Source organism: Pseudomonas viridiflava, assembly GCF_900602065.1.
Lineage (GTDB): Bacteria > Pseudomonadota > Gammaproteobacteria > Pseudomonadales > Pseudomonadaceae > Aquipseudomonas.
In genome coordinates, this window is sequence record NZ_UWFN01000026.1 from 1 (window position 1) to 329 (window position 329).

Consider the following 329-nt stretch of genomic DNA (forward strand, 5'->3'; position numbering starts at 1 on the left):
CGCAACTGCTCAGGCTTGATGGCTTCGAAGTGGCTGAAGTCGAAGCGCAGGCGCTGACTGTCGACCGAAGAGCCTTTCTGCTGAACGTGATCGCCCAGCACCTTACTCAATGCCGCATGCAGCAAGTGGGTAGCGGAGTGGTTCAACGCGGTGGCCTGACGAACCTCAGCCGACACTTCGGTTTCAACCTGGGTGCCTACGGTCAGGCTGCCGCGGGCCACGACGCCGTGGTGCAGGAACGCACCGCCGGTCTTGGTGGTGTCGCGCACGTCAAAACGCACCTCGCCCGCCTGCAGGAAACCGCTGTCACCGATCTGACCGCCGGATTC

At 62.9% G+C, this 329-nt stretch carries 1 protein-coding gene; it reads right to left on the reverse strand.

All coding sequences use genetic code 11. The annotated features are described in order from the left end of the window. Positions 1–329, reverse strand: a 329-nt coding sequence (locus tag EE949_RS00125) for an alanine--tRNA ligase-related protein (protein ID WP_241152836.1), incomplete at both ends; no start/stop codon positions are given.